This is a genomic window from Nonomuraea sp. NPDC050536 (assembly GCF_044457685.1).
In the GTDB taxonomy this organism is placed as follows: Bacteria; Actinomycetota; Actinomycetes; order Streptosporangiales; family Streptosporangiaceae; genus Nonomuraea.
Genome location: NZ_JBITHD010000011.1, coordinates 105328 through 131504, shown reverse-complemented (window position 1 = coordinate 131504; position 26177 = coordinate 105328). Strand labels below are relative to the sequence as shown.

General features: G+C 69.4%; 35 protein-coding genes. 20 read left to right on the top strand and 15 right to left on the bottom strand.

What is annotated here, in order from left to right:
* Positions 1-25 precede the first annotated feature (25 nt).
* The gene (locus ACIBHX_RS28805; protein WP_397070413.1) at positions 26-1456 is read right to left on the bottom strand and encodes a hypothetical protein; all 1431 of its coding nucleotides are present in this window, start codon (positions 1454-1456) and stop codon (positions 26-28) included.
* A 171-nt stretch (positions 1457-1627) separates the two neighbouring features.
* On the opposite strand from ACIBHX_RS28805, the gene ACIBHX_RS28800 reads away from it, so the two are divergent.
* The 10 genes from ACIBHX_RS28800 to ACIBHX_RS28755 all read left to right on the top strand — a co-directional run bounded on the left by ACIBHX_RS28800 (position 1628) and on the right by ACIBHX_RS28755 (position 9185).
* Positions 1628-2029 (top strand): hypothetical protein, encoded by a 402-nt coding sequence (locus ACIBHX_RS28800; RefSeq protein ID WP_397070412.1) that lies wholly within the window; start codon positions 1628-1630, stop codon positions 2027-2029.
* 57 nt (positions 2030-2086) lie between these two features.
* Positions 2087-2707, top strand: coding sequence for a TetR family transcriptional regulator (locus ACIBHX_RS28795; RefSeq protein ID WP_397070411.1), 621 nt, complete (start codon positions 2087-2089; stop codon positions 2705-2707).
* 121 nt (positions 2708-2828) lie between these two features.
* A complete protein-coding gene (locus tag ACIBHX_RS28790; protein ID WP_397070410.1) occupies positions 2829-4370 on the top strand; it encodes an FAD-dependent monooxygenase in 1542 nt (513 codons plus the stop codon).
* A 95-nt stretch (positions 4371-4465) separates the two neighbouring features.
* Positions 4466-4867, top strand: a complete 402-nt coding sequence (locus ACIBHX_RS28785; protein WP_397070409.1) for a molybdopterin-binding protein — start codon at positions 4466-4468, stop codon at positions 4865-4867.
* Positions 4868-4877: 10 nt separating this feature from the next.
* Positions 4878-5636 carry a molybdate ABC transporter substrate-binding protein gene (gene modA, locus ACIBHX_RS28780; RefSeq protein ID WP_397070407.1) on the top strand — a complete coding sequence of 253 codons (759 nt, stop codon included), beginning with the start codon at positions 4878-4880 and terminating at the stop codon, positions 5634-5636.
* Positions 5636-6430 carry an ABC transporter permease gene (locus tag ACIBHX_RS28775; RefSeq protein WP_397070406.1) on the top strand — a complete coding sequence of 265 codons (795 nt, stop codon included), beginning with the start codon at positions 5636-5638 and terminating at the stop codon, positions 6428-6430. Before modA ends, ACIBHX_RS28775 begins: the two co-directional genes overlap by 1 nt.
* On the top strand, positions 6427-7458 hold the full coding sequence (locus ACIBHX_RS28770) for an ABC transporter ATP-binding protein (protein WP_397070404.1): 1032 nt from the start codon (positions 6427-6429) through the stop codon (positions 7456-7458). The genes ACIBHX_RS28775 and ACIBHX_RS28770 overlap by 4 nt, the downstream gene beginning before the upstream one ends.
* Complete coding sequence (locus ACIBHX_RS28765; protein WP_397070403.1) at positions 7455-7661, top strand: hypothetical protein; 207 nt, start codon at positions 7455-7457, stop codon at positions 7659-7661. Before ACIBHX_RS28770 ends, ACIBHX_RS28765 begins: the two co-directional genes overlap by 4 nt.
* A gap of 70 nt (positions 7662-7731) precedes the next feature.
* Complete coding sequence (locus ACIBHX_RS28760) at positions 7732-8454, top strand: hypothetical protein (RefSeq protein WP_397070402.1); 723 nt, start codon at positions 7732-7734, stop codon at positions 8452-8454.
* 86 nt (positions 8455-8540) lie between these two features.
* The gene (locus tag ACIBHX_RS28755) at positions 8541-9185 is read left to right on the top strand and encodes a TMEM175 family protein (protein ID WP_397070401.1); all 645 of its coding nucleotides are present in this window, start codon (positions 8541-8543) and stop codon (positions 9183-9185) included.
* Positions 9186-9236: 51 nt separating this feature from the next.
* Here the strand turns inward: ACIBHX_RS28755 and ACIBHX_RS28750 are convergent, their stop codons facing one another.
* The 10 genes from ACIBHX_RS28750 to ACIBHX_RS28705 form a co-directional block, all read right to left on the bottom strand.
* Complete coding sequence (locus ACIBHX_RS28750; RefSeq protein ID WP_397070400.1) at positions 9237-9548, bottom strand: gas vesicle protein K; 312 nt, start codon at positions 9546-9548, stop codon at positions 9237-9239.
* A 10-nt stretch (positions 9549-9558) separates the two neighbouring features.
* Positions 9559-9792, bottom strand: coding sequence for a gas vesicle protein (locus ACIBHX_RS28745; protein ID WP_397070398.1), 234 nt, complete (start codon positions 9790-9792; stop codon positions 9559-9561).
* Positions 9789-10556: a GvpL/GvpF family gas vesicle protein gene (locus tag ACIBHX_RS28740; RefSeq protein ID WP_397070397.1), complete on the bottom strand. Its 768-nt coding sequence runs from the start codon at positions 10554-10556 to the stop codon at positions 9789-9791. The genes ACIBHX_RS28745 and ACIBHX_RS28740 overlap by 4 nt, the downstream gene beginning before the upstream one ends.
* Entirely contained in the window at positions 10546-10890 is a 345-nt protein-coding gene (gvpJ, locus tag ACIBHX_RS28735; protein ID WP_397070396.1) for a gas vesicle protein GvpJ, read from the bottom strand. Before gvpJ (ACIBHX_RS28735) ends, ACIBHX_RS28740 begins: the two co-directional genes overlap by 11 nt.
* Before the next feature lie 11 nt (positions 10891-10901).
* Entirely contained in the window at positions 10902-11246 is a 345-nt protein-coding gene (gvpO, locus tag ACIBHX_RS28730) for a gas vesicle protein GvpO (RefSeq protein ID WP_397070395.1), read from the bottom strand.
* A gap of 4 nt (positions 11247-11250) precedes the next feature.
* Positions 11251-11499: a gas vesicle protein GvpG gene (locus tag ACIBHX_RS28725; RefSeq protein WP_397070394.1), complete on the bottom strand. Its 249-nt coding sequence runs from the start codon at positions 11497-11499 to the stop codon at positions 11251-11253.
* 3 nt (positions 11500-11502) lie between these two features.
* Positions 11503-12282 (bottom strand): GvpL/GvpF family gas vesicle protein, encoded by a 780-nt coding sequence (locus ACIBHX_RS28720; protein WP_397070393.1) that lies wholly within the window; start codon positions 12280-12282, stop codon positions 11503-11505.
* A gap of 1 nt (position 12283) precedes the next feature.
* Positions 12284-12694, bottom strand: coding sequence for a gas vesicle protein GvpJ (gene gvpJ / locus ACIBHX_RS28715; RefSeq protein ID WP_397070392.1), 411 nt, complete (start codon positions 12692-12694; stop codon positions 12284-12286).
* A 19-nt stretch (positions 12695-12713) separates the two neighbouring features.
* On the bottom strand, positions 12714-13775 hold the full coding sequence (locus ACIBHX_RS28710; RefSeq protein WP_397070391.1) for an SRPBCC family protein: 1062 nt from the start codon (positions 13773-13775) through the stop codon (positions 12714-12716).
* A 77-nt stretch (positions 13776-13852) separates the two neighbouring features.
* A complete protein-coding gene (locus ACIBHX_RS28705; RefSeq protein WP_397070390.1) occupies positions 13853-14305 on the bottom strand; it encodes a hypothetical protein in 453 nt (150 codons plus the stop codon).
* A 262-nt stretch (positions 14306-14567) separates the two neighbouring features.
* On the opposite strand from ACIBHX_RS28705, the gene ACIBHX_RS28700 reads away from it, so the two are divergent.
* The 3 genes from ACIBHX_RS28700 to ACIBHX_RS28690 all read left to right on the top strand — a co-directional run bounded on the left by ACIBHX_RS28700 (position 14568) and on the right by ACIBHX_RS28690 (position 16317).
* Positions 14568-14753 carry a hypothetical protein gene (locus tag ACIBHX_RS28700; protein ID WP_397070389.1) on the top strand — a complete coding sequence of 62 codons (186 nt, stop codon included), beginning with the start codon at positions 14568-14570 and terminating at the stop codon, positions 14751-14753.
* Positions 14754-14824: 71 nt separating this feature from the next.
* Positions 14825-15274: an SRPBCC family protein gene (locus ACIBHX_RS28695; RefSeq protein WP_397070388.1), complete on the top strand. Its 450-nt coding sequence runs from the start codon at positions 14825-14827 to the stop codon at positions 15272-15274.
* A gap of 23 nt (positions 15275-15297) precedes the next feature.
* The gene (locus ACIBHX_RS28690) at positions 15298-16317 is read left to right on the top strand and encodes a LacI family DNA-binding transcriptional regulator (RefSeq protein WP_397070387.1); all 1020 of its coding nucleotides are present in this window, start codon (positions 15298-15300) and stop codon (positions 16315-16317) included.
* A gap of 37 nt (positions 16318-16354) precedes the next feature.
* Here the strand turns inward: ACIBHX_RS28690 and ACIBHX_RS28685 are convergent, their stop codons facing one another.
* From ACIBHX_RS28685 to ACIBHX_RS28670, 4 genes are all read right to left on the bottom strand, one after another.
* Positions 16355-16507: an Ig-like domain-containing protein gene (locus tag ACIBHX_RS28685; protein WP_397070386.1), complete on the bottom strand. Its 153-nt coding sequence runs from the start codon at positions 16505-16507 to the stop codon at positions 16355-16357.
* A 396-nt stretch (positions 16508-16903) separates the two neighbouring features.
* On the bottom strand, positions 16904-17041 hold the full coding sequence (locus ACIBHX_RS28680) for a hypothetical protein (protein WP_397070385.1): 138 nt from the start codon (positions 17039-17041) through the stop codon (positions 16904-16906).
* A gap of 17 nt (positions 17042-17058) precedes the next feature.
* Positions 17059-17208 (bottom strand): hypothetical protein, encoded by a 150-nt coding sequence (locus tag ACIBHX_RS28675; RefSeq protein ID WP_397070384.1) that lies wholly within the window; start codon positions 17206-17208, stop codon positions 17059-17061.
* Positions 17209-17227: 19 nt separating this feature from the next.
* Entirely contained in the window at positions 17228-17413 is a 186-nt protein-coding gene (locus ACIBHX_RS28670; protein WP_397070383.1) for a hypothetical protein, read from the bottom strand.
* A 125-nt stretch (positions 17414-17538) separates the two neighbouring features.
* On the opposite strand from ACIBHX_RS28670, the gene chvE reads away from it, so the two are divergent.
* From chvE to araA, 7 genes are read left to right on the top strand one after another with little or no spacing between them, the layout of a single operon-like run.
* Positions 17539-18642, top strand: a complete 1104-nt coding sequence (gene chvE, locus ACIBHX_RS28665; protein ID WP_397070382.1) for a multiple monosaccharide ABC transporter substrate-binding protein — start codon at positions 17539-17541, stop codon at positions 18640-18642.
* A gap of 8 nt (positions 18643-18650) precedes the next feature.
* Positions 18651-20144, top strand: coding sequence for a multiple monosaccharide ABC transporter ATP-binding protein (gene mmsA / locus ACIBHX_RS28660; protein WP_397070381.1), 1494 nt, complete (start codon positions 18651-18653; stop codon positions 20142-20144).
* A complete protein-coding gene (gene mmsB, locus ACIBHX_RS28655) occupies positions 20141-21358 on the top strand; it encodes a multiple monosaccharide ABC transporter permease (protein WP_397070380.1) in 1218 nt (405 codons plus the stop codon). The genes mmsA and mmsB overlap by 4 nt, the downstream gene beginning before the upstream one ends.
* Entirely contained in the window at positions 21355-22377 is a 1023-nt protein-coding gene (locus ACIBHX_RS28650; RefSeq protein WP_397070379.1) for a LacI family DNA-binding transcriptional regulator, read from the top strand. The genes mmsB and ACIBHX_RS28650 overlap by 4 nt, the downstream gene beginning before the upstream one ends.
* 14 nt (positions 22378-22391) lie before the next feature.
* The gene (gene araB, locus ACIBHX_RS28645) at positions 22392-24035 is read left to right on the top strand and encodes a ribulokinase (protein ID WP_397070624.1); all 1644 of its coding nucleotides are present in this window, start codon (positions 22392-22394) and stop codon (positions 24033-24035) included.
* Entirely contained in the window at positions 24032-24679 is a 648-nt protein-coding gene (locus ACIBHX_RS28640; RefSeq protein ID WP_397070378.1) for an L-ribulose-5-phosphate 4-epimerase, read from the top strand. Before araB ends, ACIBHX_RS28640 begins: the two co-directional genes overlap by 4 nt.
* Complete coding sequence (gene araA, locus ACIBHX_RS28635) at positions 24676-26163, top strand: L-arabinose isomerase (protein ID WP_397070377.1); 1488 nt, start codon at positions 24676-24678, stop codon at positions 26161-26163. Before ACIBHX_RS28640 ends, araA begins: the two co-directional genes overlap by 4 nt.
* The last annotated feature ends 14 nt before the right edge of the window (positions 26164-26177 follow it).

Here is a 26177-nt window from a genome sequence, read left to right as displayed (position 1 = left end):
ACGTCGGCGGCGATCACGCCGCCGGCTACACCACCTCGTACACGAGCTCGTACACCCCCTGGCCGTCGCTCAGCTGGACGTGTTTCTGGCCGGTGCCGCGCTCGGCTCCCGTGACGGTGACGGTTCCGATGAGGTCGTCGTCGCCGAGGCCGCCATCCAGATCCCAGACCTGGATCTTCATCGCGGCCGATCCCAGAAGGAACGTGTTGTCCAGTCGTAGCTGATCCCCTGCGGACATGTCCACGGGGAACGGCCCGGGCAGCGGGACGTCGTCGACTCGGATCATGATCTCGTCGGTGGACGGTGAGGGGTCGGAGGCCGTCCGGCACGCCAGCGACACGAGCCTCAGCGTCGCCGGCTGCACCGTGGGGTCGGCGGTTACGCGCACCAGGCGGATCGGGGCGGGCTCGGTGAGCGGAGGGACGAGCTCGCCCGGGTCGAAGAGGCGAGGCGGGGAGATCTGCCCGCGCGAGAGCTTGATCGCATGCTGCATCGCCGCATTGATCAATCTGGTGTAGGCCGAGATGGCGGCCATGAGCACCTCGGCGGAGGGCGGGTCGCGGAAGAAGTCCGGGTGCCTGAGCGCGAACTCCAGGTCGTTCCTGGTCTGGATGTAGCCGAGCTTGCGCTCCCGGGCGTCGGCGAGGGCGAAGAGGAAGGCCTCCTGCTCCTCGGGGGTGGGCACGGGCAGGGGAAGCGTGTCGTAGGTGACGACCTCGGCCTCGTAGGCCGCCGAACTGTCGGAGGCGATGGCAGGGAACTGCTTGAACCGGCTGATCACCTCGCCGATCTCGACCGTGGGGGAGATCTGCGCACCGGAACCGGCCTTCTGGAACATCGTCGCCGTGTACTCGGAGCGGGTGCCGGCGCTCTTGTTGGCCTCTTCGAAGGAGGCCTTGAAGCTGCCGGACGCGACCAGGCCGTTGGCCTCGGCCTGCAGGGTGGCCGCCAGCGAGGTCTGGTGGCTGACTGACACCGACGTGATGCGGATGACGGCGTAGAACTCTCCGCCGGTCTGCAGCCCGCGCACGAAGCTGTCGCCGAAGGCGCGCTTGAACTCGTCGAACCGCAACGCGTCGAGCAGCGCCTTGGCGTCGCCGGTGACCTTGAATCCGCGCCCCCGGCGCAGCGCGTTCTCCACGACGACGCGGGCCACGAGGAAGGTCGAAGTGGAGTTGTAGTTGGACGATTCGGAGAACGTCGTCTTCGCCGAGGCCGAGAAGAACCCGTAGCGGCCCTGGGCCTCGAACGACATCCCCAGGGTTTCCTGCAGCTCCTCGTGCGTACTGACGATGGTGATGGTGGAGGTCACCGTCTGGCCGGTGGCGACGGGATCGGATGAGACGGTGAACCCTTCGAGGGCCGTCCCCACGGCCAGCCCGGAGTCGCTGTTGAAGCCCATGCCGATCTCTTCGTCGTTGAAGAGAACCCTGCGGACCTGCGGAATTCGCGCCATTGTCACAGGTTCCCGCCGTCGGGGGCTGGGCGCATGAGTACGACCTACTCAGGTGAATCAGTGCAGGTAGGAGGTGGCAGGCCGTATGTATGGCGTCAATATGCGGAGGGTTCGCGTAGGGATGCCGTATGAATGGCAATCGGGCCTCTCTTGTAGGCGCTTCATAGGAATATGAGGAACCGCGCGAAGCCGATCGAGTTCGTGATCGCAGGGGGCTTCGTGGCGTCCGTCGCCGGGTGCGCGGCCACCGCGATGTTGTTTTCCGATCTGCCGGGGAGAGTGGCGGCGATGGCCCTTGTCGTCGGCGTCTATGCGATGTCGGTCCGCGACGTGGTGGGTGCGCCGGTGACGGCGGTGATGGCGTGGATGTTCACCACCGGGTTCCTGGTCAACAGCGAGGGGACGGTGACGCTCTCGCGCGCCGATCTGCTCCGGCTCGGGCTCTTCCTGGCGGCGGGGCTGGTCGGCTGCCTGCTGTCCATCAGGCCCGCGCGGGCCAGGCATCCGATGCGCCACCGTCCGGCGCCCGTGCTGAGCAGGCACCTGCACGCGCGCATGGGTATCCGCCGCTAAGAAATTTGCGGACCCCGCATCTTTGCGTGACGCGCAAGATTGTGTAGAGTGGGCTGCGTGAACGATGAGCGTGCGGGCCTGCGGGAGCGCAAGAAGCAGGAGACCAGGATCGCGCTGAGCTGGGCGGCCATCCGCCTGGCCGCCGAGCGGGGGCTGGACAACGTCCGCGTGGAGGACATCGCCGCCGAGGCCGGTGTCTCGCCCCGCACGTTCAACAACTACTTCTCCAGCAAGGGCGCGGCGATCGCCGCCCGGCACCTGGAGCGGGTCCGGCAGATCGCGGACGAGCTGCGCGCCCGGCCGGCCTCCGAACCGCTCTGGGACGCGATCACCAACGCCGTGCTGACGCGGTTCGCGCTGAGCCAGGAAGGCCATATGGACGGCCTGGACGTGCAGCGGTGGATCTCCGCGCTCCGCCTGATGCTCACCGAGCCTTCGGTGCAGGGCGAGATCCACAGAGCCAACGCCGAAGGCGAGGCCGAGCTGGCCGTCGCGATCGCCGAGCGCACCGGCACCGACGTCACCCGTGACCTGTATCCGAGCCTGGTAGCGGGCTGCGTCGGTGCCACCCTCGGGGTGGTCACCGACCAGTGGCTGCGCGCTGAGGCGTCCGTCTCGATCCCGTCGCTGCTGCGCGACGCTCTCGGCCAGGTGGCCGCAGGGCTGCCCGTTCCCTAACCCCCGACCCCATAACCCCGCGCAACCGGCGCCTCGCCGGTCGATGCGCCATGCCCATGACGGAAGCAGCCGGCAAGCCCGCCGGTCGATGCTTCACGCCCTTTTTCAGGAGGTAAAGATCATGATCGCAGATGTCGTCATCGCTGGAGGCGGCCCCAACGGGCTGATGCTGGCAACCGAGCTCGGCCTCGCCGGGGTACGCCCGGTAGTGCTGGAGCGCCTGCCGGAGCGCACCACGGAGAACCGGGCCAACGGCCTGGTCGGCCAGGTGGTCAGGATGCTCGACCGCCGGGGCCTCTACGAGCGGCTCAGCGGCTCCACCGAGCCGCCCAAGCCCGCGCCGGGTTTCGTGTTCGGCGCGCTGCCGCTGAACCTGAGCGTGCTGGACGACAACTCGCTCTACATGCTGCAAGTGCCCCAGCTCCGCGTCCAGCAAATCCTGGAGGAGCGCGCCGTCGAACTCGGCGCCGAGATCCGCCACGGTCACGAGATCACCGGACTGTCGCAGCAGGACGACGCGGTCACGATCGAGGTAGAGGGACCCGACGGCCCCTACCGGATGCAGGCCCGCTACCTGGTCGGAGCGGACGGCGGCCGCAGTGTGACGCGCAAGCTGGCGGGCATCGACTTCCCCGGCGTCACCAGGGACAGCACGGTCTCCCTCAGCCTGCACGCCACCGTTCCTGGAGCGATGGTCGATCCCGCCACCGGCGGGCTGAACGTGCCCGGCTACGGGCCCGTCCCGCAGTTCATGCACCACCGCACCGAGCGGGGCCTGTTCGTGTACGCGCCCTTCCCCGGCAAGCCCCCGATCATCACCACCATCGAATGGCCCGAGGACACGCCCGGCGAAGAGGAACTGCCGACCGTGGCCGAGCTGCGCGCCAGCATCGGCCGGGTGCTCGGCGTCGACGTGCCGCTCGGCGAGCCGGAAGGTGAGGGGCCGTTCCTGCGGCGCAGGCTGATCGGCGGCAACACCCGCATCGCCGAGCGGTTCCGCGACCGCCGGGTCCTGCTGCTCGGCGACGCCGCGCACGTGCACAGCGCGATCGGCGGACCCGGGCTCAACCTGGGCCTGCAGGACGCGATCAACCTGGGCTGGAAGCTCGCCGCCGAGATCCACGGCTGGGCCCCGCCCGGGCTGCTGGACACCTACGACACCGAGCGGCGGCCGGCCTCCGAGCGGGTGGTCATGCACACCCAGGCCCAGTCGGCGCTGATCGCGCCGGGCGGCGAGGTCACAGAGCTGCGCAAGCTGTTCACCGAGTTGCTCGGTGACCCGCGCACGGTCAAGCACCTCACGGACACCATGTCCGGCGCGGACATCCGCTACGACCCGGGGAGCGCCGCCCACCCGCTGGTCGGCCGGTGGGCACCGGACCTGGAGAACGAGACCATCCGGCTGGCCGAGCTGACCAGGGACGCCCGGCCGCTGCTGCTGGACCTGACCAAGGACGGCTCGCTGAAGGGGGAGGCGCGCGGGTGGAGCGACCGGGTGGACGTCGTCAGGGCGCAGCTCGACGACGCGCCCGCCACCGCCCTGCTCCTGCGTCCGGACGGGTACGTCGCCTGGGCCTCGGACTCACCCGAGCCCGACGCGGTCGAGCGTGCGGACCTCCGCGCCGCCCTGGCACGCTGGTTCGGAGCGCCGATCGCGATGTGATCTCGTGAATACCATGGCTGGGCCGTAGATCACGCCGCTGATGCTAGGCAAGTCGGGTATTCAGCCTGGAAAGTGCGAGAGGTATGGTGATGGCTGTGACGACGTTCCGGATCAGCGAGGCGGCAGCGCTGCTCGGGGTCAGTTCCGACACCGTCCGCCGATGGGTGGACGCCGGGAAGCTGGCCGCCGAGCGGGACGAGCACGGCCATCGCCAGGTCAGCGGCCCTGACCTGGCGGCCTTCGCCAGGTCCCAGATCGCCGCGGGCGACGACGGCGGGCGTTCCTCGGCGCGTAACCGCTTCAGGGGCATCGTGACCGAAGTGGTCAGGGATGCGGTGATGGCGCAGGTGGAGATCGCGGCCGGGCCGTTCAGAGTGGTGTCGCTGATGAGCCGGCAGGCCGCCGACGAGCTGGGCCTGGAGCCGGGGGTGGTGGCGATCGCCGTGATCAAGTCCACCAACGTCGTCGTCGAGATCCCCGACCAGGAACGCGTGTAAGGAGCCCCTCTTGAAGTTCAGGCGTCTTGTGGCCGCCCTCACCGTGGCGCTCGCGCTGGCCGGTTGCGGCTCCGCCCCGGCCACCTCCACCTCCACGGGCAAGGACCTGACCGTCTTCGCCGCCGCCTCGCTGACCGGCACCTTCACCGAGCTCGGCAAGACCTTCGAGGCGGCGCACCCGGGCACCAAGGTGAAGTTCAACTTCGGCTCCAGCGCCACGCTGGCCCAGCAGATCACCCAGGGCGCGCCGGCCGACGTGTTCGCCGCGGCCAGCCCCGCCACCATGAAGACCGTCACCGACGCCTCGCTGGCGGGCTCGCCGACCACCTTCGTGCGCAACAAGCTGCAGATCGCCGTCCCCACCGCCAACCCGGCCAAGGTCGCCGCGCTGAAGGACCTGGCCAATCCCAAGGTCAAGGTGGCGCTCTGCGCCCAGCAGGTCCCCTGCGGCGCCGCCGCGGTCAAGGCGCTCGACGCGGCCGGGCTCAAGGTCACGCCCGTCACGCTGGAACAGGACGTCAAGGCCACCCTCACCAAGGTCGAGCTGGGCGAGGTGGACGCCGCGCTGGTCTACACGACCGACGTGCTGGCCGCGGCCGGCAAGGTGAAGGGCATCGAGTTCCCCGAGGCCGACAAGGCGATCAACGACTACCCGATCGCCGTGCTGGCCAAGGCTCCCTCCGGTGACCTGGCCAAGCAGTTCGTGGACCTGGTGCTGTCGCAGCAGGGCAAGGACGTGCTGACCAAGGCCGGGTTCGAGGCGCCCTGATGCGCCGGCGGGCCGGCTCTCGTGCGCCATGGGTGCTGGTGGTGCCCGCCGTACTGGGGCTGGCCTTCCTGGTGCTGCCGCTGGCCGGGCTGCTGATCCGCGCGCCCTGGTCGACGCTGCTGGTACGGCTGGCCGAGCCTGCCGTGCTCGAGGCGTTGCGGCTGTCGCTGGTGTGCGCGACCGTGGCCACCGCGGTGTGCCTGCTGCTCGGGGTGCCGCTGGCCTGGCTGCTGGCCCGCGTCTCCTTCCCGGGGCGGCGCGTGGTGCGCGCGCTGGTCACCGTACCGCTGGTGCTGCCGCCCGTGGTCGGGGGAGTGGCGCTGCTGCTGGTGTTCGGGCGGCGCGGGCTGATCGGGCAGTGGCTGGAGAGCGCGTTCGGCGTGACGCTGCCGTTCACGACCGCGGGCGTGGTCGTGGCCGAGGCGTTCGTGGCGATGCCGTTCCTGGTGATCAGCGTCGAGGGCGCGCTGCGGGCGGCCGACCAGCGCTTCGAGGAGGCCGCGGCCACCCTGGGCGCCTCCCGCTGGACCGTCTTCCGCCGGGTCACGCTGCCGCTGATCATGCCGGGCGTGGTGGCAGGGGCGGTGCTGTGCTGGGCGCGGGCGCTGGGCGAGTTCGGCGCCACGATCACCTTCGCCGGCAACTTCCCCGGCACCACCCGCACCATGCCGCTGGCCGTCTACCTGGCGCTGGAGACCGAGCCCGAGGCGGCCATCGTGCTCAGCCTCGTCCTGCTGACGGTATCCGTGATCATCCTGGCCAGCCTGCGCGATCGGTGGGTGAACAGCCCATGACGCTGCACGCCCGCCTGGTCGTCGCCCGGCCGGCCTTCACCCTGGACATCACGCTCGACGTCGCGCCGGGCGAGGTGGTCGCACTGCTCGGGCCCAACGGCGCGGGCAAGACCACCGCCCTGCGCGCCCTGGCAGGGCTCGTCCCGCTCAGCGACGGCCGGATCGTCCTCGACGACCGCCCCTGGCACGACCTGCCGGTCGAGCAGCGGCCCATCGGCATGGTCTTCCAGGACTACCTGCTCTTCCCGCACCTGTCCGCGCTGGAGAACGTCGCCTTCGGGCCGCGCAGCCAGGGCGTGCCCAAGGCGGAGGCCCGCCGTACCGCCGCCGCGTTGCTGGAGCACGTCGGGCTCGCCGACCTCGGCTCAGCCCGCCCCCGCCGGTTGTCGGGCGGGCAGGCGCAGCGCGTCGCGCTCGCCCGGGCGCTGGCCGTACGGCCAGCCCTGCTGCTCCTGGACGAGCCGCTGGCCGCGCTCGACGCCCACACGCGCCTGGAGATCCGCTCCCGGCTGCGGCGGCATCTGGCCGAATTCGACGGCGCCACGATCCTGGTCACCCACGACCCGCTGGACGCCATGGTGCTGGCCGACCGGCTCGTCGTCATCGAGCACGGCACCGTCGTCCAGCAGGGCGCGCCCGCCGACGTGGCGCGCCACCCGCGCACCGACTACGTGGCGCGGCTGGTCGGGCTCAACCTCTACCGCGGGCAGGCCGACGGCACCGGCGTCAAGGTCGGCGAGCTGCTGATCAGCACCTCCGAGCACCTGGATGGGCCCGCGTTCGTCGCGTTCCCGCCCGCGGCGGTCGCCCTCTACCGCTCGCGGCCCGACGGCAGCCCGCGCAACCTGTGGGAGGCACGCATCGAAGGCATCGAACGGCACGGCGACAACGTCCGCGTCCACCTGCTCGGCCCCATCACGGCCTTCGCCGACATCACCCCGGCCGCCATGGCCGACCTCGACCTGACGCCAGGACAGATGATCTGGGCATCGGTCAAGGCCACCGAGACCCACGCGTATCCGGCATGAACCACGCCATCTGCCTCGGCGGCCCCTGCCACGGAGTCCTGACGAACATCGACCAGGACATCGGCACCCTGGCCGTACCCGTCCCGCGCACGTCGCCCGACGAGGTCGCCGTCTACCGCATCACCCGCGAGCGCGTCCGCTACAGCGATCATCCCGAGCCGTACGTGGTGCTCCACTGGGCCGGCTGCCGCTGCGAGCATTGAGCGTGCGGGTCACGTTGAGCGGCGGGCGATGACGTGCGACGATGCGGGCTGGAGCCCTCGAGAGGAGACCATGAGAGTTCGGATCGCCGTGGCGCTGCTCGCGCTGGCGGCCGGGTGCGGCACCGGCGCCACGCCGGCCCAGAGCGCCACGCCGGCCCTGAGCTCCCCGCCCGCCTCGAGCTCCGGCACCGCCCAGAAAGTGGAGAACCAGCCGCTCTGGCCGTTCTCCGACCCACAGCAGGTCCGCAACTGGCAGCGGTCGTATCGCACCGGCGGCCACTCGCCCTGGCACGTGGACGCCGCCTTCACCGCGGTCGCCTTCACCCAGGGCTATCTCGGCTTCACCGAGCTCGACCAGGCCATCAAGACCGACATCCACGGCGGCGACGCCTTCGTCCAGGTCGGCTTCAGCCCGCAGGAGGGTGAGAAGCCGCAGGTCGCCGCGACGGTGCACCTGATCAAGTACGGCAGCGGCCCCGACACCCCGTGGGAGGTCGTCGGCGCGGAGAGCTCGGACATCACCATCAAGGCTCCGGAGTACGGCACGGCCGCCGAGTCACCCGTCATGGTCGCCGGCACCGTCAACCGCACCGCCGGGAACGTCCAGATCCTCTTCTACCAGCCGGGTCACGAGAAGCCGATCGCCGAATCCCGGGCCATCCCCGTGGCGGGCTCCTGGCAGACCACGGTCCCGTTCACCGCCCAGACGGACCAGGTCATCACGGTCGTCGCGGCCACCGGCGGCCACGTGGCCGACGTGGAACGCTTCGCCGTAACCGCCATCACTCCCTGAAGCCGCCCGTCGGCGCCCTCAATGCACTCGATATCCCGACATGGCAGGATACGCACCTAGGTCGCTCAGGTAAGGGAGCAGGTGTGATGGCCGACAAGGAAACCAGCCCGGGAGCCGTGGAACGGGTGGCGTTCTTCTCCGACGCCGTGTTCGCGATCGCGCTGACCCTGCTGGCCCTTGAGCTGCCGGTGCCGGAAGGCAAGAGGCTCGGGGAGTTCCTCGCGTCCTTCGGCCACCACCGCGACGAGTACGTCGCCTTCCTGCTGGCGTTCGTGGTCGTCGGCGGGACGTGGCTGGCGCACCACAAGCTCTTCCGCTACATGGCGGCCATCGACACGCTGCTGCTCGTCATCAACCTGGTGGCGTTGTTCGCGCTGATCCTGGTGCCGTGGGCGAGCAAGGCGCTGGACACGGCGGAGGACGGGTCGGGCATCGCGCTGTACTCGCTCGTGATGGCGGTGATCGGCTATGCGAACCTGTGGCTCACCCTGCACGCCAGACGGGCCGGCCTGATGCGGGACAGCACGCCCAAGGAGCTGTTCGACGGCATCTGGGTGAAGGCCGCGCTGCCGGGCTCCATGTTCGCGGTGTCCGTGCCGCTCGCCCTGGTCGTCCAGAGCACGGTCTACCTCCTCTGGCCCGTCGTCTACCTGGGCATCGCCCTGTTCTACTCGATCAGGCGTGTCATCGGCCTGCGGACCGCCGCCCCTCAGGATCAGCCCGGGAACTAGCCGGCCTGGCCGAGCGCGCGATTCAACTGGTCGTACGAGGCGATCAGCGGCTCAGTCTTCGGGGAGCAGGGTGCCCAGCGGTCCGAGGTCGAGGTTCAGGTCGGCCGGGGTCAGGTCGAAGCGCTCGCACAGCTCGTTCATGGCCTCCTCGAGCCGCATCAGCGTCAGGCCCAGCACCTCGACCTGGTCGTCCGACAGGTCACCCTCCTCCATCCGGCGCACGCACTGGCGCTCCACCAGCTGCCGGACGAGTTCGACGAGGGTCAGCACGAGGCGAGAGAGGTCTCGCTCCACCGCCTCCCTGTCGGTCTCGATGCGCAGCCGGTTGGGCCGTGCCTGCCGTACCTCATGGGCGCTCTGCACGGTCGGCTCGTCATCGGGTCTGGACGTGGCCGCCTCCTGGTGCGTCGGACTCGCGGATGGACATGATCAAGGCGCGTACGGAGATGCGGACGAGGTCGATGTCGGCGATGGACAGGACGAGGTCCCCGCTCACGACGACGCCACCGGCGAGCAGCCGGTCAAGCAGGTCGACGAGGGCTACCCGCTGGGCGGGGAGCCGGCCCTCGGCGGCGAGGGCGGAGCCGCGTGGCTGCTGCGATGTCACCGCTCCTCCTCCAGTTCGGTGAACGAGTAGGGCGCCCAGGGGCCGGTGAGCTCGAGCTCGAGGTCCTCGCCGCGCAGCCCGTCGACGGTGCGCGCGAACTCCTCGCGACGGGTGTCGTCGACGAGGTAGGCGCCGTTGAGCACCATCCACTCGTCCCGGCCCGACAGCTCCGGATCCTGCGCCCGGTGACGCCGGCTCGCCACGGCGATGGACGCGAGGGTGTCGTGGATGTGCCCGGCTCGTCCGATCGCCCGGCGCCACGATTCCTCGCGGGTGTGCAGGCTCGCCTGACGCCGCTTCAGGTAGGCGGTTCCCGGGCTGGTCGGCTGCTCGCCGGGCGGTTCGGCGGGAGGCGCCTCGGTGGTCTCCGCGTACGCCTTCACGCCCCACTCCTGCCGGCCCTCCACCCGGGAGAGCACTTCGGCGAAGTCGTCGTGCCGCTCATCCAACAGGTCCCGAATCTGATCTTCCCCGCTGTACACCGTGACCAGGCGCACCGGGGCCGCCGGAGCCGACCCGGCCACCTCTTCCACCACGCGGTGGTGCGCCCTGGCGGTCTCGCCGAGCCAGTCCAGGTCCTCCATGGACCGCCGCAGCGGCTCTTCCCCGAACTGGTCGAGCGGGACGGTGCTGACGTAGGCGACCAGACCGGCGTGCGAGATCGTCCGCACGGTCTCACCCGCCACCCCCTTCAAATCGTCCGGGCAGGGGAGGCCCCTGTCGCGCGCGACCGCGTAGAGGTAGGTGCCCGTGTCATTCGTCATGTTCCACTTCCCCCTGGATGGAACGGTGTCGTGGGCGCTCTTCCTCCAGCTCGGCGACCCGATCGCGCAGCCGGCGGTTCTCCTCGAGGATGTCGCTGTCCTTGCCGCCGGTGAGCCAGGGGTCGTGCTCCCACCAGTCGATCCCCAGCTCCCTGGCCGTGTCGACCGAGGCGATGATCAGTCGCAGCTTGATCGTGAGCAGCTCGATGTCCAGCAGGTTCACCCGGATGTCGCCCGCGATGATGACGCCTCTGTCGAGGACGCGTTCCAGGATGTCGCCGAGGTTGGCCGGTTCGCGCCCCGAGCCCTGGCGGGCCACGTTGCTTGACCGCATCGGCTCCACCATTACGACCCCTCTCCTGTGTCGCCGCCGCTACCGCGCCGGTAGCGCCGCAGCCTTCGGTAGGAGAGCAGGTTTCCCTCCTCGTCCAGCTCGGCCTCGTAGAGCGCGAGGATGTCGCTCGAGGAGGGGATGCGGCGGTCTTCGACCACCTCGACATCCACCACCCAGCCGTCTTCCTCCGGCTCCACCAGCGTGACGCCCTCCGGTTCCCTGGAGGTCAGGTCGGCGATGTGGCGCAGTCCCACTGCTCCTGCCGTCTCGGCCGACAGGCTGCGCGAGCGGCGTCTCGGTCGCGTTTCCCTGGCGTCATCGACGTCGTCTTCCTGTGTTCTTCGCTTGGCAGGCACGAGATCACCCCCCGTCTTCCTCTGGCATCGGCTCGCCGATCATGCCCTGCAGGACCTGCTCCGTCTGTTCCGCCGCCTGCTCCTCGGAGATCCGGCCCTCGGCCATGGCGGCCTCGATCGCCTCCAGCTTGCGCCGCACCACCGCCGGGTCATGCAGCTGCCGCTCGGCCTCCTCCTGGATCACCTCTCCGAGCTTGATCACGCCGCGGAGGGGCGCGAGCGGCCAGCCGAAGAGCAGGCCGATCAGACCCATCCGTCAGCCCTCCGGCTTCGCGGCAGCCACGAAGTCCCAGGGCGCCAGCGGGCCACGCAACCCCAGTTCGATCCGTCCCTCGTGCTCCTGGGCGAACTCGTCCACGGCCTCCTGGAGCTCGTCCTGCCGTTCCGTCTCGATCAGGACCGCCAGATGAGCGGCGTCGAGCTCGTGGGACGGATCGCGCACGACGACGAAGTCGGTGAGTGGTTGGAGAACCACGACGAGGGCCTGGGTGTCCGCCTCCCGCTTGGCGTTGATCGCCTGGTTCACGATCTCCCCGAGCTGGATGCGCGCTGCCTGGCTCACTTCCTCAGGTTGCTCCTTGATCTCGTCACGCAGCTGCGCGACCTGGGGATTCTCGTCGAGCACCTCCCTGATCACCGCCTGCTCGACATAGCGGCCCTTGACCACGAACTCGGCGCGCTCCTCCAGCTCCTTGAGCGCCTCCACGAGCTCGTCGTGATGGGGCGTCAACAGCTCCTCGGTGACCGCTTCCGCGTTCGCCAGTACGGCGCCGAATCGGAAGGGGAGCACGGGCACCTCGGCCGCGGTGGCGTCCAGCAGTTGCTCGTGCGCCACCAGGTCATCGGGCCTGCCGAGCGGGCGGTCGAGCGCGACGTCGCTCACCAGGGCGGCGAGCTCGCCGTGCCGTACCACCTTCACCGGGGCTGGAGGGTCGCCCACCCCGCGGGCGTCCTCGGCCACCTCAACATCCGCCGGGACCACGCCGTAGACATAGGTGCCGGTCTTCTGTTCGGAACGGGTGGTTGTGGAGGCCATCTCAGTCCTCCTCCCTCTTCCGCCGGGTGGACTTCTGCTCCTGCCTGTCGTCGCTGTCGCCGACGAAGTCCTGCAGCTTCTCCCCGGCGGCCTCCAGTACGCCTTGGGCCAGACCCTTGCCCTTGTCGCTGATCGCGCCCTGCTTCATGCTGCCCACGAGCTCGGGCAGCCCTTGCTGGTTGCCGGTCTCGGCGAGGTCCAGCCGGTTCACGGCCTCGGCGTAGCGCAGGTAGGTGTCGACGCTCGCGATCACGACACGGGCGTCGATGGTCAGCAATTCGATGCCGACCAGTGAAACCCTGACATAGGCGTCGATGACCAGGCCCTTGTCAAGGATGGTGTCGACCACGTCCGCCAGACCCGATGGCGACGGCCTGTCGGCTATTCCTCCTGTCGCGGGTTGTACTGTCATCCGCTTTCCCCCTCGATCATCACCCGCGTCGAGCCGTCGACCTACGCCGAGTGGGCCGTGACGGCTCTTCTTCCTGCTGCCGTTCCCTGCGCGCTGTGCGCTGGGTGCCCGCGCCCGAACGTGCTCTGCTGGATGCGGCACGGCGGCGAGGCTTCTCTTCCGCTTTCGGCTCTTCCTCTTCTTCCTCTTCTTCTTCGGGCTCCTCCTCTTCCTCTTCCTCCTCTTCCTCCTCCTCTGGTTCCTCTTCCTCTTCGAACTCGTCCTGCGGCTCTTCCTCTTCTTCCTCCTCCTCTGGCTCTTCCTCTTCCTTCTGAGCCTGTTCCTCCTCTTCCCGCAGTGCGGTCTCGTGGTCCTTGACCACTTCGCCCTCGTGGATCTCTCCCCGCCAGCCGTTCTCGGCCATCTCGTCGGGGTTCAGCATGGTCTTCGTCATGACGTGCCGGCGGAAGTGCTTGAGCTCCAGCCGGACGCGCCTGCCCTGGGCTCGCCAGAGGTTGCCGACGCGCTCGAACACGCCCTGCGGGTAGTACTCGAGCACGACCACGACGCGGGTCAGATCAGGGGTGAGGGCGTGGAAGGTGACAGCGCCGTCGACGTGTCCCTTCGTCGCCTTCGACTGCCAGATGATCCGCGTGTCCGGGACCTGCTCGATGATCGACGCTTGCCAGTCCCGGTGGCTCAGGAAGACCTGCGCCTTCCAGTTGACCCGTTCTTCGGATTCCTGGTCGACGTTCTCGACCTTCTTCATGAAGCCCGGGAAGTCCTGGAACTGGGTCCACTGGTTGTAGACGACCCTCTTGGGAGCACCGACGTCGATGACCTCCGCGATGTTGGTCATCTTCAGCTTGCCGCTCTTGCCGCCCTGTCCACCGCCGCCGAGCTTGCTCTTGACCGCTTCCTTCGCCCCGCCGAGGAGCATCGATCCCAGGCCGCCCTTGCCTCCTTCTGACGATCCCAATCCGGTGAGAGCGCCGATGAGGCTGCCTCCGCCGCCTCCGGTGAAGTCGGTGAGCCGTTCGATGGTGCCTTCGACCTTGTCTGAGACGGCGGACAACGCCCGCTCTGTCATCGCCTGGGCCAAGCCCTGGAGTGCCAGGGCCAGCGGATTGGACACGGCCTCTGTGACCTTGTCCGTCTTGACCTTTCCGGGCATCAGTCTCACCTCCGCGCCCTGGTCACCGGCGAACGCCGAGCCCTCGTGCGAGGCTTCTTCTCGGCAGGCTCCTCCTCTTCTTCTTCCTCTTCTTCTTCGGGTTCTTCGGGTTCTTCGGGTTCTTCTTCGGACTCCTCTTCGCCGCTTGCCTGTTCTCCTCGCAGCGACTCGGCCCGGTCACGGAGCTTCGTGCTCAGGGAGTCGATCTGCTTGCTCGTCGCGGCTACGGCCGCCGCCTTGCCGACCTCCATCAGGTCTCCGCGCAGGCGGTCGGTGATCTTTTCCAGCTCGGGAGACGTACCGAGCATCTTGAGCCCCTGCTTCAGGAAACCGTCCTCGCCCCGCAGTTCGCGAGCCGCTCCGGCCATCGCCAAGAGAGCAACCGTGCGCAGCTTGTGACGTCGACCGAGGTAGTAGCCCGCAGCGAGGGCCATGGCCAACCGGGCCTTGTCATTCATCGCCGGCCCTCCTTTCTCGCTCTGCAATGGGCCTCGGAGCGCCGACCTGCCCTTGAATTGGACTCGAAAACACATATCGGGAAAAAACGGACAGGCTTGACGTTTATCCAGCCACAGGTTTAACGAGCCGATCCGGGTTTGGGCGGTCACCCGAAATCCCATCGCACGGCAATGATTGCTCTACGCAACCTGGGCACTAGCTGGAGGAATCCAGGGGTAGCCGGGTCGGGACACCGTCGCAGCTCATGAAGGGAGGGTCATCATGAACGGGTTCCCTGTCTGGTCCATCGCCGGGCTGGCCTTCGGTACGGTGCTCGGGGTCGCGGCCGCTTTCGGTGGCCTCAACGCTTTTCTCGTCGTCCTCGTCCTCGGCGTCCTGGGCTTCCTGCTCGGTCACGCGCTCGAGGGCGGCATCGACATGTCGTGGATGCGTACGAGGCGCCAGTAGTCCAGAGAAGCCGCTGGACATTTAGTCTTCGCATAGATAGTCTATGCGCAGGCTAAATGAGGAGGCGGCACATGTGGGAGTACGAGCACAGCGTGGAGACCGGCGCCGGCCGTGAGGTGCTGTGGCGGCACTGGTCCGACATGGCGGCGTGGCCGCGATGGAACGCGGGCATCGAGAAGATCGAGATCGACGGACCGTTCGCCGTGGGCACCACGTTCACCATGACACCGCCCGGGGATGACCCGGTGACGATGCGCATCGTGGACCTCGTGCCGGGAGAGCTGTTCACCGACGAGATGGACGCCGGGGACTTCGTCGTCACCACCGTGCACCGGCTGGAGGAGGCGGACGGCGGGCGGACTCGAGTGGTCTACCGGACCGAGATCACCGGCCCGGCCGCCGGCCAGGTCGGGCCGGAGCTCGGCCCGGCCATCACCGGCGACTTTCCCGACGTGGTCGCCGCTCTGGTGGCGCTGGCGGAAGATGCGGTCCCTGGCCGAGGAGCGACCGCGGGCTGTTAGCGTTACCCCGGAGGGGTGATCGCATGGCCGCCAAGTCGCGCTCGGGCCGGCCCGCTGTGCTCGGTGACGTCGCCGAGCTGGCCGGGGTGTCGGCGATGACGGTGTCGCGGGTGCTCAACTCGCCCGAGCTGGTCGCGGCCGACACCAGGGTCCGGGTGCAGGCGGCGATGCGCCAGCTGGACTACCATCCCAACGCCGCCGCCCGCCGCCTGGTCACCGGCCGGTCCGGGCTGCTCGGGGTGGTCAGCATCGACACGACTCTGTACGGCCCGGCCACCATGCTGTACGCCATCGAGCGGGCCGCCAGGCAGAGCGAGTTCACGGTCAGCATCGCCAGCATCGGCATCCTGACCCGCAGCTCCATCGAGGAGGCCGTCGACCGGCTGCGCGAACAGTCGGTCGACGGCATCGTGATCGTGGCCCCGCACGAGTCGGCGACCGAGGGGCTGAGCCACCTGCCCGAAGGGCTGCCCGTGGTCGCGGTCGACGCCGGTGACGACGTGCCGGTGCCCGTGGTCATGGTCGACCAGCGGGCCGGCGCGGTGCGCGCGACCCGGCACCTGCTCAGCCTGGGGCATCAGACCGTCTGGCACGTGGCGGGACCCGCCGACTGGAACGACGCCAGCGCCCGCATCGAAGGCTGGCGGCAGGTGCTGGAGGCGGACGGGCGCCCGGTGCCGGAGATGCTGCGTGGCGACTGGAGCTCGCGCTCGGGCTACCAGCTGGGCAGGCGGCTGGCCGAGGACCCGGCGGTGACGGCGATCTTCGTGGCCAACGACCAGATGGCGCTGGGCGTGCTGCGCGCGCTGCGCGAGGCGGGCAGGAGCGTGCCCGGCGAGGTGAGCGTGGTGGGTTTCGACGACGTGCCCGAGTCGGCCTACTACTGGCCGCCGCTGACCACGGTCCGCCAGGATCTGGCCGAGGTCGGGCGGCGGGCGTTCGAGCTGCTGCTGGACCGGATGGCGGGCGGCGCCGACGGACGCCATCTGATCGAGCCCGAGCTCGTGGTCAGAGACTCCACCGGCGCCGCTCCGCGCGGCTGACCGTCACGGGACCCGGCCGGGTCCCGCGACGCCGGGGTCATTCCACGGTGACGGCGGTGACCTGCTGCCAGGTCACGGGGGCGCTGCCGCGGGTGCCGTCGGCGTAGAGCGTCTCCACGGTCGCCGGGAGCCTGGGCAGCTCGCCCGCCAGGGTCGGGACGTGCGCCGGGCGGATGGAGTCCGGTGGCACGCCGTACACCTTCCACGTCGTCGAAGAAGTAGACGTCGGCCTTGTTCACCCGGACCGGCGCCGGCCACTCCAGCTGCACCCACTGCGTGCCCTGCTGCGGCCAGGTGCCCCAGCGCGGGTTGGCGCCGTCGTTGGACCCTGGCGGGTCGATGCCGTCGTTGACCGCGGTGACCTTCTCCCATGGTGAGGTGTAGGAGGCGGTCGGCGTCGCGTACGGCGCCACGTTGGCCTGCTCACCCCGCCCCGAGGCCGTCACCGCGACGGTCGCCGAGCCGGTGCGCACGCCGTCTGAGGCGGCCAGCTGCAGCCGGTAGATGCCCGCCTCGGTGAACGAGGCGATCGTGCCGGTCCCGGTGGGCTCGGTGAAGAACACCTCGCCCGGCCCGTCGACCTTGCTTACGCGCGGTCCTTGTAGCCGTCGTACTCCTGGCGCGACCGCGGCAGCTCATCGGTCACGAAGCCCATCTGCACCTTGGTCCGGACGGTCTGCTCGGGCCCGACGCTCAGCGACCCCTTGAGCGCGCCGCCGTCCACCTTCAGCCCGTCGCCGCTCAGGCGCGGGAAGACGGTGGTGAGCTTGGCGTGCCCAGGTCGACCGCGTAGGCGTCGCGGTCGTCGGTGCTCTCCCAGTAGGCCACGCCCAGCTCGTCCTGCGCCGCCCGGGCGGACGGCACGACCAGCCCGAGTGTGAGCGCTAACACGGCTAAGCAGGACAACTTCCTACGCAAGGTTCTCCTCCTGGGGAGTCGGTAGCCAGACGCGCATGGTGGCGGGGCCGCGGTTGCCCCACCGGTGATAGGGCAGGGTGAACGACGAGCCGTCGTTGAGCAGGATGAGCGGCGCAGGGCCACGCCCGGCGTCCACCGGATGCCCTGCCAGCTCGTCATTCGCGACTCGACCGCGCACTAGCGGGACCTCCTTTACCGTCTCACGCATTGACGGAACCTAATGTTAGCGATAACAATCTCCTCCACACGAGCAGAACATTCGCCTGCTTGATCCTTCAATACCCCCTTCGCGAGGAGCCCACGATGAGGTTGGGACGAATCGGCGGCATCGCGTCCGCCATCGCGGTTGCCGCCGCCATGTCGGCCTGCGGATCCAGCCAGAAGACAGTGGACGTGCAGTCGTCCTCCGGCACCGGCGCCGCCGGCGCCGTGATCGGTGTCACCATGCCCACCAAGTCCTCCGAGAGGTGGATCCACGACGGCGACAACGTCAAGGCGGGCCTGGAGAAGCTGGGCTACAAGGTCGATCTCCAGTACGCCGAGAACGACATCCCCACCCAGGCCAACCAGATCGAGAACCAGATCACCAAGGGCGCCAAGCTCCTGATCATCGCCTCCATCGACGGCACCGCGATCACCTCGCAGCTGCAGCAGGCGGCCGACAACAAGATCCCGGTCATCGCCTACGACCGCCTGATCCGCAACAGCCCCAACGTCGACTACTACGCCACCTTCGACAACTTCAAGGTCGGTGTGCAGCAGGCCACCTCCCTGGTGAAGGGCCTGGAGGCCAAGAAGGGCCCGTACAACGTCGAGCTGTTCGGCGGCTCGCCCGACGACAACAACGCCACCTTCTTCTGGAACGGCGCGATGTCGGTGCTCAAGCCGAAGATCGATGACGGCACGATCAAGGTCAAGAGCGGCCAGACCGACTTCAAGACCGCCGCCATCCTGCGCTGGGACCCCGCCACCGCGCAGAAGCGCATGGAGGACATCCTCACCAAGAGCTACAGCGGTGGCGCCAAGGTCGACGGCGTGCTGTCGCCGTACGACGGGCTGTCCATCGGCATCCTGTCGGCGCTCAAGAGCAACGGCTACGGGACCAGCGGCCAGCCGTACCCCGTCGTGACCGGCCAGGACGCCGAGCTCGCGTCGGTGAAGTCGATCGTGGCGGGCGAGCAGTACTCCACGATCTTCAAGGACACCCGCCAGCTCGCCGAGACCACCGTCAAGATGGCCGACGCGGTGCTCAAGGGGCAGAAGCCCGAGGTCAACAACACCAAGGACTACGACAACGGCACCAAGGTCGTCCCGTCCTACCTGCTCGAGCCGGTGATCGTGGACAAGAGCAACTACGAGCAGGTGATCATCGGCGGCAAGTACTACACCGAGGACCAGATCAAGTGATCCTCCGGATGAGCGGGATCACCAAGACCTTCCCCGGCGTGAAGGCGCTGCTGGACGTCAACCTGACGGTCCGCGAGGGCGAGATCCATGCGATCTGCGGCGAGAACGGCGCGGGCAAGTCGACCCTCATGAAGGTGCTGTCGGGCGTCTACCCGCACGGCGACTACGAGGGCGAGATCCACTTCGACGGCCGGCGCTGCGAGTTCCGCGGCATCCGCGACAGTGAGCGCGCCGGCATCGTGATCATCCACCAGGAACTCGCGCTGAGCCCGCAGCTGTCGATCGCCGAGAACATCTTCCTCGGCAACGAGCGGGCCGCCCGCGGATTCATCGACTGGAACCGCACCAACCACGCGGCCGGCGAGCTGATGAAGCGCGTCGGCCTGCGGGCCAACCCGGTGACCACGGTCTCCGACCTGGGCGTCGGCCAGCAGCAACTGGTCGAGATCGCCAAGGCGCTGTCCAAGGACGTCAAGCTGCTCATCCTGGACGAGCCCACGGCCGCGCTCAACGACGACGACTCGGAACACCTGCTCGACCTGCTGCGCGGGCTGCGGGACGAGGGCATCACCTGCGTGATCATCTCGCACAAGCTCAACGAGGTCATCGCGATCGCCGACTCGGTCACGATCATCCGCGACGGGCGGACGATCGAGACCCTGCCCGCCGAGGGCATCAGCGAGAACCGGATCATCGCCGGGATGGTCGGGCGGACCCTGGACAACCGCTTCCCGGCGCACGAGCCGAAGATCGGCGAGGAGGTGCTGCGGATCGAGGACTGGACCGTGCACAGCCCGTCGCAGCCCGGCAGGAAGGTGGTCGACGGGGCCGGCCTGTCGCTGCGGCGCGGGGAGATCGTCGGCCTGGCCGGGTTGATGGGCGCCGGCCGTACCGAGCTGGCGATGAGCGTCTTCGGCCGCACGTACGGCACGCACATCACCGGCAAGATCTTCAAGGACGGCCGGCCGATCGAGGTCCGCACCGTCCAGGACGCGATCAGGCACGGCATCGCCTACGCCACCGAGGACCGCAAGCGCTACGGGCTCAACCTCATCGACGACGTCAAGCACAACATCTCCGCTGCCGCGCTCAGCGGCGCGTGGGTCGACGAGGGCCAGGAGTACCGCGTCGCCGAGGGCTTCCGGCAGAGCCTGAACATCAAGGCGCCCACGGTGTCGTCCGTGGTCGGCAAGCTCAGCGGCGGCAACCAGCAGAAGGTCGTGCTGTCGAAGTGGATCCTCACCGAGCCCGACGTCCTGATCCTGGACGAGCCCACCAGGGGCATCGACGTCGGCGCCAAGTATGAGATCTACACGATCATCAACCGCCTGGCCGACGAGGGCCGCGCGGTGCTGGTCATCTCTTCGGAACTGCCCGAACTGCTCGGCCTGTGCGACCGCATCTACGCCCTCTGCGAGGGCCGCATCACCGGCGAGGTGCCGCGGAGCCAGGCCACCCAGGAAGGGCTCATGCATCTCATGACCAAAGGAACGACGCGATGACCCTCACCGAGATCCGGCAGGAGACCGAGAGCAAGCCCGCCCGGATGAGGATCAACCTGCGATCCAGCGGCATCTACATCGCCTTCGCGCTGATCGTCGTGCTGTTCTCGGTGCTGACCGACGGCGCGCTGCTCCAGCCGCAGAACATCTCCAACATCATCGTCCAGAACTCCTACGTGCTCATCCTGGCCATCGGCATGATCTTGATCATCATCGCCGGGCACATCGACCTGTCGGTGGGCTCGGTGGTGGCGGTGACCGGTTCACTGGCCGCGGTCCTCATGGTGAACATGGGGCTGCCGTGGCCGCTCGCCTTGGTGATCACGATCGTCGCGGGTGGGCTGATCGGCGCCTGGCAGGGATACTGGATCGCCTACTTCGGCATCCCCGCCTTCATCGTGACGCTGGCCGGGATGCTGCTGTTCCGCGCGCTCACCCTGACCGTGCTGGGCAACCAGGGCATCGGGCCCTTCCCCGATCCGGTCCGCACGCTGGCCAACGGCTTCACCGACGGCTACCTGGGCAACGTCGGGCTCGGCCCGCTGGGCGGGGCCGACCTGTTCAGCCTGCTCATCGGGCTGATCGCGATCGCCGGCATGGTGGCCGCGCAGTGGCGCACCCGCAGTGCCCGCCGCGGCTACGGCCAGGACGTCGACTCCGTCGCGATGTTCGTGCTCAAGATGGTCGCCGCCGCTGCGCTGATCCTGTTCCTGATCGTGCAGCTGGCCCGCTTCAAGAACCTGCCGTGGGTGCTGGTGCTGCTGGCCGTCCTGGTGCTCGGTTACTCGGTGATGGCCAACCGCACCGTGTTCGGCCGGCGGATCTACGCCATCGGCGGCAACCTGCAGGCCGCGGTGCTGTCCGGGATCAAGGTCAAGCAGATCGTCTTCTGGATCTTCGTCAACATGGGCGTGCTCGCGGCCGTCGCCGGCGTCATCTTCGCCGGCCGGCTCAACCAGGCGGGCCCGACGGCGGGCGCCAACTTCGAGCTGGACGCCATCGCCGCCGCCTTCATCGGCGGCGCGGCGGTGCAGGGCGGCGTCGGCAAGGTCGTGGGCGCGATCACCGGCGGCCTGATCATGGCCGTGATCAACAACGGCATGTCCCTGATCGGCTCGCCGAGCGAGCGGGTGATGCTCGTCAAGGGCGCCGTCCTGCTGGCGGCAGTGGCCTTCGACGTGTGGACCAAGCGCCGCGCCGGGGCCGCACGATGACGGCAGCGGCCGACAGGCACCGCCCGCCGGTGATGTCCGACGTGGCACGGGCCGCCGGAGTCTCGCACCAGACCGTCTCCCGGGTGCTCAACGACCACCCCAACGTGCGCGGCGAGACGCGCGCCAGGGTGCTCGACGCCATCGACCGGCTCGGCTACCGGCGCAACCTGGTCGCCCGGGCGCTGGTCACCAGCCGCTCCAGGACGCTCGGCGTGGTCAGCTTCGACACCACGCTGTACGGCCCGGCCAGCACGATGTACGGCATCGAGCAGGCCGCCAGGACGGCCGGCTACTTCGTCAGCATCGTCAGCCTGAAGTCGATCGACGCCGCCAGCGTCCGCGATGCCATCGGCTACCTGGCCGAGCAGGGCGTCGACGGCGTCGTGGTGGTCGCGCCCCAGCGCTCGGCCGCCCGCGCGCTGGAGAACCTGCCCCCCGGCCTGCCGGCCGTCGCGGTGGAGGGCTCGCACAGCGCCGACGTCTCCGTCGTCTGCATCGACCAGGTGGAAGGCGCCCGCCTGGCCACCCGCCACCTGCTCGACCTGGGCCACGAGACGGTCTGGCACGTCAGCGGCCCCTCCGACTGGCTGGAGGCCGAGGGCCGCCACGAGGGCTGGCGCGGCATGCTGATGGAGGCCGGCCGCCCGGTGCCCGAGCCGCTGCCCGGCGACTGGAGCCCGCGCGCCGGCTACGAGGCCGGCAGGCGCCTGGCGGCGATGGACGACGTCACGGCCGTCTTCCTGGCCAACGACCAGATGGCGCTCGGCGCGCTGCGCGCCTTCACCGAGGCGGGAGTGAAGGTGCCCGAGCAGATCAGCGTCGTCGGCTTCGACGACATCCCGGAGTCGGAGTTCTTCTCGCCGCCGCTGACCACCGTCAGGCAGGACTTCGACATCGTCGGCCGCCACAGCATCGAGGTGCTGCTCAGGCAGATCGACGCCGCCGGACCCGACACCTACGAACGGCTCGTCGTGCGCCCGCGCCTGGTCGAGCGCGCAAGCACCTGGAGTGTGATGTGAACGCTAACAGCTACGTGATCGGCGTCGACTTCGGCACGCTGTCCGGCCGCGCCGTGGTGGTCTCCGTCCACGACGGCGCCGAACTGGGCAGCGCGGTCCACGAGTACGCGCACGGCGTCATCGACACCGTGCTGCCCGGCACTGTGCTGCCCGGCACCGAGGTGCGGCTGGGGCCCGACTGGGCGTTGCAGTCGCCGCAGGACTGGATCGACGTGCTGCGCCTGGCCGTGCCCCGGGCCCTGGCGGCGGCGGGTGTCGCGGCCGAGCAGGTGATCGGCATCGGGACCGACTTCACCGCCTGCACGGTGCTGCCGGCCACCGCGGACGGCACGCCGCTGTGCTTCGAGACGCCGTCGCTGCCGCACGCCTGGCCGAAGCTGTGGAAGCACCACGCCGCCCAGCCGCACGCCGACCGCATCAACGCGCTGGCGGACGCCCGGGGCGAGCCCTGGCTGCGCCGCTACGGCGGCAAGATCTCCTCCGAGTGGGAGTTCGCCAAGGCCCTGCAGGTGCTTGAGGAGGACCCCGGCGTGTACGGCAGGGCCGAGCGCTGGATCGAGGCCGCCGACTGGATCGTGTGGCAGCTGACCGGCGTGGAGACCCGCAACGCCTGCACCGCCGGATACAAGGGGATCTTCCAGGACGGCGCCTACCCCTCGGAGTCCTTCCTGGCCGAGCTCCACCCGGACTTCCCGTCCCTCGTCGGCAAGCTCGCCGCTCAGGACCTGGCGCCCCTCGGCGGCCTGGCCGGGCGGCTGACCGCGCAGGCGGCCGGCTGGACGGGGTTGCCGGAAGGGATCGCGGTCTCGGTGGGCAACGTCGACGCGCACGTCACCGCGGCCGCCGCCGACGCGGTCCGGCCCGGGCAGATGGTGGCGATCATGGGGACGTCCACCTGCCACGTGATGCCGTCCGACCGCCTGGCCGAGGTGCCGGGCATGTGCGGAGTCGTCCAGGACGGCATCGTCCCCGGCCTGTGGGGATACGAGGCGGGTCAGTCGGCCGTGGGCGACATCTTCGCCTGGTTCGCCGACCACTTCGTGCCCGCCTCGTACGCCGAGCAGGCCGCCGGGCAGGGCATCAGCGTGCACGAGCACCTCACGGCGCTGGCGGAACGGCAGGCGGTCGGGGAGCACGGCCTGGTCGCCCTGGACTGGTTCGGCGGCAACCGGTCGGTGCTGGTGGATCACGACCTGTCCGGCGTGATCGTCGGCCAGACGCTGGCCACCGCGCCCGAGGACGTCTACCGGGCGCTCATCGAGTCCACCGCGTTCGGCGCCAGGACGATCGTGGAGACCTTCGAGAAGGCCGGCGTGCCCGTGATCGAGTTCGTCGTGGCGGGCGGGCTGCTGAAGAACCGGTTCCTGCTGCAGGTCTACGCCGACGTGCTGCGCCGCCCGCTGTCGGTGATCGGCTCCGACCAGGGGCCCGCGCTCGGCTCGGCCACCCACGCGGCCGTCGCCGCCGGCGCCTACCCCGACATCCAGGTGGCGGCCGCGGCGATGGGCAGCCGCACCGAGGCGGCCTACGTGCCGGACCAGGATCGGGCCGACGCCTACGACCGGCTCTACACCGAGTACCGCACGCTGCACGAGATCTTCGCGGACGGACGGATGGCGCACACGCTGCGCGCGATCAGGAACGGGGCGCGGGCATGAGAAAGACCGTCTGCGACCTGCACGCCGAGCTCGTGCGCAACAATCTGGTCGCCTGGACCGCGGGCAACGTCTCCGGCCGGATCCCGGGCGAGGACCTGTTCGTCATCAAGCCCTCCGGGGTCTCCTACCAGGAGCTCACCCCGGACAGGATGGTCGTCTGCGACCTGGACGGCAACCTCGTCGAAGGGGACCACGCGCCCTCCAGCGACACCGCCGCGCACGCCTACGTCTACCGGCACCTGCCGGAGGTGGGCGGGGTGGTGCACACGCACTCCACCTACGCCTCCGCGTGGGCCTCGCGGGGTGAGGCGATCCCGTGCGTGCTGACCGCGATGGCCGACGAGTTCGGGGGCGAGATCCCGGTCGGGCCGTTCGCGCTGATCGGCGACGACTCCATCGGGCAGGGCATCGTGTCGACGCTGCGGGGTCACCGTTCGCCCGCCGTACTGATGAGGAATCACGGTGTCTTCACGATCGGCAAGGACCCGAAGGCCGCCGTCAAGGCGGCCGTGATGTGCGAGGACGTGGCCCGCACCGTGCACGTGGCCCGCCAGCTTGGCGAGCCCGTGCCGCTCGCGGCCGGCGACATCGACCGCCTCTACGACCGCTACCAGAACGTCTATGGACAGAGGAGCACGCCGTGACCGAGCGCAGCGAGGGCACCGATGAGCACGGGACCATCTGGTTTCTGACCGGCAGCCAGGGACTGTACGGCGAGGCCACGCTGCGGCAGGTGGCCGAGCAGTCCCAGTGGATCGCCGCCGAGCTGCCGGTGCCCGTGAAGTGGCAGCCGGTGCTCACCGACGCCGCGGCCATCAGGCGGGTGATGCTCGAGGCCAACGCCGACGACCAGTGTTCCGGCGTGATCGCCTGGATGCACACCTTCTCCCCGGCCAAGATGTGGATCGCCGGGCTCGACGCGCTGCGCAAGCCGCTGCTGCACCTGCACACCCAGGCCAATGTGGCGCTGCCGTGGAGCTCCATCGACATGGACTTCATGAACCTCAACCAGGCCGCGCACGGCGACAGGGAGTTCGGCCACATCCAGACCAGGCTCGGCGTGGCCCGCAAGACCGTGGCCGGACATGTCAGCGATCCTGCCGTCGCGGCCAGGATCTCCGCCTGGGCGCGGGCCGCGGAGGGATCGCGTGAGCTACGCGGGCTGAAGGTGGCCAGGTTCGGCGACAACATGCGCGACGTGGCCGTCACCGAGGGGGACAAGGTCGAGGCGCAGCTCCGCTTCGGCGTCTCGGTCAACACCTATGGGGTCAACGACCTGGTCGACGCGGTGGAGGCGGTTGCTGATCCAGACATCACCCAGCTTGTCTTGAAATATCAGGATCTGTATAAGGTCGCTCCTGAGCTGCTGGGGGAACGGCACGAGTCGCTGCGGTACGCGGCCAGGATCGAGCTGGGCCTGCGCTCGTTTCTGGAGGCTGGCGGCTTCAAGGCGTTCACCACGAACTTCGAGGATCTCGGCGGGCTGCGGCAGCTGCCGGGGCTGGCCGTGCAGCGGCTCATGGCCGAGGGGTACGGCTTCGGCGGCGAGGGCGACTGGAAGACCAGCGTGCTGCTGCGCACCATGAAGGCCATGACGCCCGGCGGTACGTCCTTCATGGAGGACTACACCTACCACCTGACGCCGGGGGAGGAGCTCATCCTCGGCGCGCACATGCTGGAGGTGTGCCCGACGATCGCCTCGGGCACGCCGTCGTGCGAGATCCACCCGCTGGGCATCGGCGACAGGGAGGACCCGGTGCGGCTGGTGTTCGACGCCCAGCCGGGTCCCGGCGTCGTGGTGGGGCTGGCCGACATGGGCGACAGGTTCCGCCTGGTGGCCAACGAGATCGACGTCGTCGTCCCGCCCGAGCCGCTGCCCCGCCTTCCGGTGGCCCGCGCGGTCTGGCGTCCCCGGCCCGACCTGCGCACCTCCGCCGAGGCGTGGCTCACCGCCGGCGCCCCGCACCACACCGTGCTGTCCACCGCGGTCGGCGTCGAGGAGCTTTCCGACCTGGCCGACATGCTCGGCGTGGAGCTCCTGGTCATCGACGCCGCGACGACCGCCCGGCAGTTCGTCAAGGAGATCCGCTGGAACCAGGCCTACTACCGGCTCGCCCAGGGCTTCTGACCAGCACGATCCCG